The sequence below is a fragment of the Streptomyces sp. XY431 genome (genome assembly GCF_001279805.1).
Taxonomy (GTDB): Bacteria; Actinomycetota; Actinomycetes; order Streptomycetales; family Streptomycetaceae; genus Kitasatospora; species Kitasatospora purpeofusca.
In genome coordinates this window covers 53579-59702 of the sequence record NZ_LGDO01000256.1, presented here as the reverse complement: position 1 = coordinate 59702, position 6124 = coordinate 53579, and the positions used below count along the sequence as shown (strand labels likewise).

The 6124-nt window shown below is 72.9% G+C and carries 2 protein-coding genes and 1 pseudogene; all 3 read right to left on the bottom strand.

What is annotated here, in order from left to right:
• Window positions 1-1849, bottom strand: a pseudogene (locus ADK60_RS22870) (DUF11 domain-containing protein); the annotation flags it as partial.
• On the bottom strand, window positions 1744-5196 hold the full coding sequence (locus ADK60_RS45000) for a DUF11 domain-containing protein (RefSeq protein ID WP_053648546.1): 3453 nt from the start codon (window positions 5194-5196) through the stop codon (window positions 1744-1746). The gene ADK60_RS45000 and the pseudogene ADK60_RS22870, both read right to left, overlap by 106 nt.
• 276 nt (window positions 5197-5472) lie before the next feature.
• Window positions 5473-6072: a fasciclin domain-containing protein gene (locus ADK60_RS22860; RefSeq protein ID WP_053648543.1), complete on the bottom strand. Its 600-nt coding sequence runs from the start codon at window positions 6070-6072 to the stop codon at window positions 5473-5475.
• Window positions 6073-6124 lie beyond the last annotated feature (52 nt).

Genomic DNA, 6124 nt, shown 5'->3' with positions numbered 1-6124 from the left:
GCGACGGCGAGCCCGAGGGTGATGCCACGGCGGTGTGGGTCGGCGTTGAGGGGTCCGGGCCGCCGGTGACCGTCACGGTGTTGGTCGGCGTCACGGTCGCATTGGTGTCGAGCGTGCCGGTGAGTGTCCAGGTGAGGGTCTGCCCGGCGGGGATCTCGACGGCCGGGCAGGTTGCCGTTCCAGCGTTGATCGGGCAAGGCGTGTTGTCGGCATCGGCCTGCATGCTCGCGCCGGTCACGCCCGCCGGAACGGTGTCGGTGACGACGACGTCGCGGGCGCGGGAGGGTCCGTTGTTGGTGACGCTGACCTGCCACTGGATCTGCTGCCCGGGGACGACCGGGTTGGTCAGCAGCACCTTCGACACGGTGAGGTTGGCCTGCGGCGAGGGCGAGTTGGTAGGCGTGGCGACGGCTGTGTGTGTGGGTGTGGCAGGGTCGGGGCCGCCGGTGACCGTCACGGTGTTGGTCGGCGTCACGGTCGCGTTGGTGTCGAGCGTGCCGGTGAGTGTCCAGGTGAGGGTTTGGCCGGCGGGGATCTCCACGGCGGGACAGGTTGCCGTTCCAGCGTTGATCGGGCAAGGCGTGCTGTCGGCATCCGCCTTCATGCTCGCACCGGTCACGCCCGCCGGAACGGTGTCGGTGACCACGACGTCGCGGGCGCGGGAGGGTCCGTTGTTGGTGACGGTGACCTGCCACTGGATCTGCTGCCCGGGGACGACGGGGTTGGTCTGCAGCACCTTCGACACGGTGAGGTTGGCCTGCGGCGAGGGCGAGTTGGTCGGCGAGGCCACTGCTGTGTGTGTGGGCGTCGCGGGGTCGGGCCCGCCGGTGACTGTGGCGGTGTTGGTCGGTGTGACCGTGGCGTCCTGCGCGAGCGTGCCGCTGAGCGTCCAGGTCAGGGTTTCCCCCGCCGGGATCTCCACCGCAGGACAGGTCGCGACTCCGCCGCTGATCGGGCAGTGGGCCCCGCCCGCATCGGCGGTCATCGTTGCGCCGGTGACGCTGGTCGGCACCTGGTCAGTCACCACGACATCACGGGCGCGGGAGGGTCCGTTGTTGGTGACGCTGACCTGCCACTGGATCTGCTGGCCCGGAACGACCGGGTTGGTGAGCAGCACCTTCGAAACCGTCAGGTTCGCCTGCGGCAAGGGCGAGTTGGTCGGCGAGGCGACGGCCGTGTGGGTGGACACCGAAGGGTCGGGCCCACCGGTGACCGTCACGGTGTTGGTCGGCGTCACGGTCGCGTTGGTGTCCAGGGTCCCGGTGAGGGTCCAGCTCAGGGATGAGCCGGCCGGGATCTCGACCGCCGGGCAGGTGGCGATCCCGCCGCTGATCGGGCAGTTGGCCCCGTCGGCGTCCGCCTTCATCGTCGCGCTGCTGACCCCGTTCGGCACCTGGTCCCGTACCGCCACGTCGCGCGCCCGCGACGGTCCGTTGTTGGTGACGGTGACCCGCCACTGGATCTGCTGCCCCGGCACGACCGGGTTGGTGAGCAGGACCTTCGACACCGTCAGGTTCGCCTGCGGCGAGGGGCTCGCGGTCGGCGAAGCGACCGCCGTCCGGGTGGACGCCGACGGGTCCGGGCCGCCGGTGACCGTTGCCGAGTTCACGGGCGTCGAGGTCGCGTCGGAGGCGAGCGTGCCCGTCAGCGTCCAGCTCTGCGACGAGCCGGCGGGGATCTCCACCGCCGGGCAGGTCGCGATCCCGCCGCTGATCGGGCAGCCGGTCCCGTCCGAGGCGGTCATCACGGGGTTGTTGACCCCGGCCGGCACCTGGTCGGTGACGACCACGTTCCGGGCCCGCGAGGGTCCGTTGTTGGTGACGGTGGCGACGGCGAGCCCGAGGGTGATGCCACGGCGGTGTGGGTCGGCGTTGAGGGGTCCGGGCCGCCGGTGACCGTCACGGTGTTGGTCGGCGTCACGGTCGTGTTGGCGTCGAGGGTTCCGGTGAGGGTCCAGGTCTGCGACGAGCCGGCCGGGATCTCGACCGCCGGGCAGGTGGCGACTCCGCCGCTGATCGGGCAGTTGGCGCCGCCCGCATCGGCGGTCATCGTCGCGCCGCTGACCCCGTTCGGCACCTGGTCCCGCACCACCACGTCGCGTGCCCGCGAGGGGCCGTTGTTGGTGACGGTGACCCGCCACTGGATCTGCTGCCCCGGCACGACGGGGTTGGTCAACAGCGACTTGGAGACGGTGAGGTTGGCCTGCGGCGAGGGGCTCGCGGTCGGGGAGGCGACGGCGGTCCGCGTGGACGCCGAAGGGTCCGGGCCGCCGGTGGCCGTCACGGTGTTGGTCGGCGTCACCGTCGCGTTGGCGTCCAGGGCACCGGTGAGGGTCCAGCTCAGGGACGAGTCGGCCGGGATCTCGACGGCCGGGCAGGTGGCGATCCCGCCGCTGATCGGGCAGTTGGCGCCGCCCGCGTCGGCGGTCATCGTCGCGCCGCTGACCCCGTTCGGCACTTGGTCCGTTACCACCACGTTCCGCGCCCGGGACGGGCCGTTGTTGGTCACCGTTACCCGCCACTGGACCGGCTGCCCGGGCACGACCGGGCTGGTGAGCAGCGACTTGGAGACGGTGAGGTTGGCCTGCGGCGAGGGGCTCGCGGTCGGGGAGGCGACGGCGGTGTGCGTGGGCGTGGCCGGGTCGGGGCCGCCGGTGACCACCGCCGTGTTGGTCGGTGTCACGGTGGCGTTCGGGTCCAGGGTGCCGGTGAGGGTCCAGGCCAGGGACGAGCCGGCCGGGATCTCGACCGCCGGGCAGGTGGCGACTCCGCTGCTGATCGGGCAGTTGGCGCCGCCCGCGTTGGCGGTCATTGTCGCGCCGGTGACTCCGGTCGGCACTTGGTCCGTCACCACCACGTTCCGTGCCCGCGAGGGGCCGTTGTTGGTGACGGTGACCCGCCACTGGATCTGCTGACCGGGCACGACCGGGCTGGTGAGCAGCGTCTTCGAGATGGTGAGGTTGGCCTGCGGCGAGGGGCTCGCGGTAGGGGAGGCGACCGCGGTGTGGGTGGACACCGAAGGGTCGGGGCCGCCGGTGACCACCGCCGTGTTGGTCGGCGTAGCGGTCGCGTTGGGGTCGAGCGTGCCGGTGAGGGTCCAGCTGGTGGTGCCGTTCACCGGGATCTCGACGGCGGGGCAGCTCGCGGTGCCGCCGCTGATCGGGCAGGAGACGCCGTCCTGGTCGTTGGCCATGCTCGCGGCGGTCACGCCGGCCGGGACCTGGTCCGTCACCACGACGTTGCGGGCGCGGGACGGGCCGTTGTTGGTGACCTTGACCTGCCACTTGATCTGCTGGCCCGGTACCACGGGGCTGGTGAGCAGCGTCTTGGAGACGACCAGGTTGGCCTGGTTGCCGGGCGGGACGGGGTTGGCGGTGCTGGTGCAGCTGGGGGAGCAGTTCGGGTCGGTGGCGCCGCCCGGCGGGGTGACGGTGGCCCGGTTGTCGAGGGAGCCGGTGGCGTCCGCCGGGACGGTGCCGGTGAGGCGGTAGGTGACCTGGCCGCCCGCCGGGAGGTCGACGGTGGTGTTGATGTCGCCGGTGCCGGAGGCGGGGCTGCCGCAGCTGCCGCCCCCGGCGGCCGTGCAGGTCCAGGAGAAGTTCCGGATCGTGGCGGGCAGGGTGTCCCTGACCGAGGTGCCGAGGGCGTCGGACGGGCCGTCGTTCTTGACCACGATGGTGTAGGTGAGCGGCTGGCCGGGCACGTACGGGTTCTTGTCGGGGGTCTTGGTGACCGACAGGCCGGTGGTGACGCGCCCGGGGGTGTCGACGGTGCTGGAGCAGGTAGGACCGCAGTTGGGGTCGGTGGTGGCGGCCGGCCGGGTCACGGTCGCGGTGTTCGACAGGGTGCCGATGGTGGAGGAGGGGACGGTGCCCGTGACCGTGTACGTCACGGAGCTGTTCGCCGCGATCGTGGCCGTCGTGTCGAGGTTGCCGGTGCCGCTCGCGGCGCCGCAACTGCTGCCGGTGCCACCGGACGCGCAGGTCCAGGTGAACCCGGACAGTGCGGACGGCAGCGCGTCGCGGACGGCGGCGTTGACGGCGGGCGCGGGTCCGGCGTTGCTCACCACGAAGGTGTAGGTGAGCCGCTGCCCCGGCACGTACGTGGTGGGGGAGGCGGTCTTCTTCACGGACAGGCCGACCTGGGTGACCCATTCGAGGACGATCTCGCCGTTGCCGCCGTCGCTGTAGCCGCCGCCGTCGCCGATTCCGCTGGTGTACTGGGCGTCGCTGCGGCCGCCCGAGGTGCCGCCGACGCCGTTGCCGCTGCTGTTGGTGCCGTTGGAGGTCTGGGTGTTGGTGACGCCGGCGCCCCGGTTGTAGCCGGAGCCGCCGCCGCCCATGCCGTTGGCGTCGAGCGTGCCGCCGCGCTGGCAGGCGCCGCCGCCACCGCCGTAGTAGCCGCCGCCGCCTCCGCCGCCACCCTCGTTCTGCGGGTTGGCGGCGCCGCGGCCGCCCTGGTACTGGCTCCCGGCGGTGGCGGCCGCGCACGCCGTCTGGGTGGCGGCGGCGCCACCCGCGCTCTGGGTGCCGCCCCGGCCGGAGGCCGCGGGCTGGTTGTCCTGGCCGCCGTTGCTGCCACCGCCGCCGCCCGCCGCCGGGGTGGTCGCGTCGGCGCCGGGGGAGGAGCCGCCGCCACCGCCGGCCACGACCAGCGGGTTGGTGCCGTAGGCGCCGTTCCACACGGCGCTCATGCCGCCGCCGCTGCCGCCCGTCGCACCGCCTCCGCCGACGTTGGTGAAGCCCTGACCGCCGGCGCCGCCGCCGCCGTACGTGGAGGTGGTGCTGTTCATCCGGCCGCCCTGGCCGACGGTCAGTGTCAGCGACTGACCGGGCGTCACCGCGAGGGTGCCGGTGGTGTAGCCGCCACCGCCGCCGCCGTACTGGCCGGTGTAGTAGGCGCGGGGGGAGCCCGCGCCGCCGGCGCCGAACACCCGGGCGTAGACGGCGGTCACGCCGGCCGGCACGGTGAAGGTCTGGTCGCCGCCGCTGTAGGTGACGCGGGTGCAGTTGGTGAAGCTGCCGGTCGGTGTGCACGCGGTCAGGGCCCGCTGCTCCCGGGGCAGGCCCTGCGGGCCGTAGGCGGGAGGGGCGGCGGCGAGCGCCAGTCCGCCCTGGGGGACCAGGCACAGCAGCGCGAGCACGCCGCGCATCGCCGTCCGGAACCGAGCGCCGAGCAACGACCTCACCGGGGCCATCCGGCGTCTCCTCTCGCGACCGTGCGCGTGCACGGGCACAGCTGGGCGGACAACACAAAAAATCAGGCGAATGTACGCAAATATCTGCAGATGAGATCAGAGACTGCCGAGGAGGAGCGTCCGTTGGGACGATCTGATGACGTGTCAGTCGCCTTTTGTGCTGGAATCAGCGCTTTCGGCCCATCCCGCTCATCGTTCGGCGCAACCGGGTGGAGCGGCCCCGGGACGGGACCGCCGTGTTGGGACCGGGCCCCGGGGCCCGGTCGCCCGCCGCCGTCAGTCGAAGGCCGGCACGGTGTCCAGGATCGCGAGCCGCGCGTTGGCCGTCCTGATGCTGCCGCAGAGCACCTGCGCGCCGCCGATGCGGTAGTTCTCGCCGCTGCCGGTGGCCTTGATCGCGGCGCCCTGGAGCGAGGTGTACTGCTTGTCCTGCAGGTCGTCCTTGCGCAGGTCGCGGACGACGATGAGCTTGCGGACCAGGTCGCCGGCGCCCTGCTGGGTGGCGAGGGCCTTCTTCTGGTCCTCGCTCAGTTTGGCGAAGGCCGCGTCGTTCGGGGCGAAGACGGTGACGTTCTCCATCGAGTCGAAGATGTCCTTCGCCTTGGCCGTCTTGACCAGGGCGGACAGCTGGGAGAGGTCCTTGGTCTGATCGATCGCGCCCAGCACCGGCAGGCGGCCCATCGCGTCGAGGCTGCCGGGGCCGTCGCCGGGCATCGCCGCGCAGGCCTGGCCGAAGGCCTTCTCGGGCGGCGGGGGCGCGACGGCCACCGGGCCGGGCCCGCCGGTCCCGGCGTCGACGCCGCCGCAACCGGCGAGCGCGGCGACGGCGAGCGCCAGGGCCGTGAGGAGGGCGGGGCGGTGGGTACGGCGGCTCATACGGGGATCCTCCAGGGGGAACCGGTCGAATCGTGCCGGATACGCCCCAGAT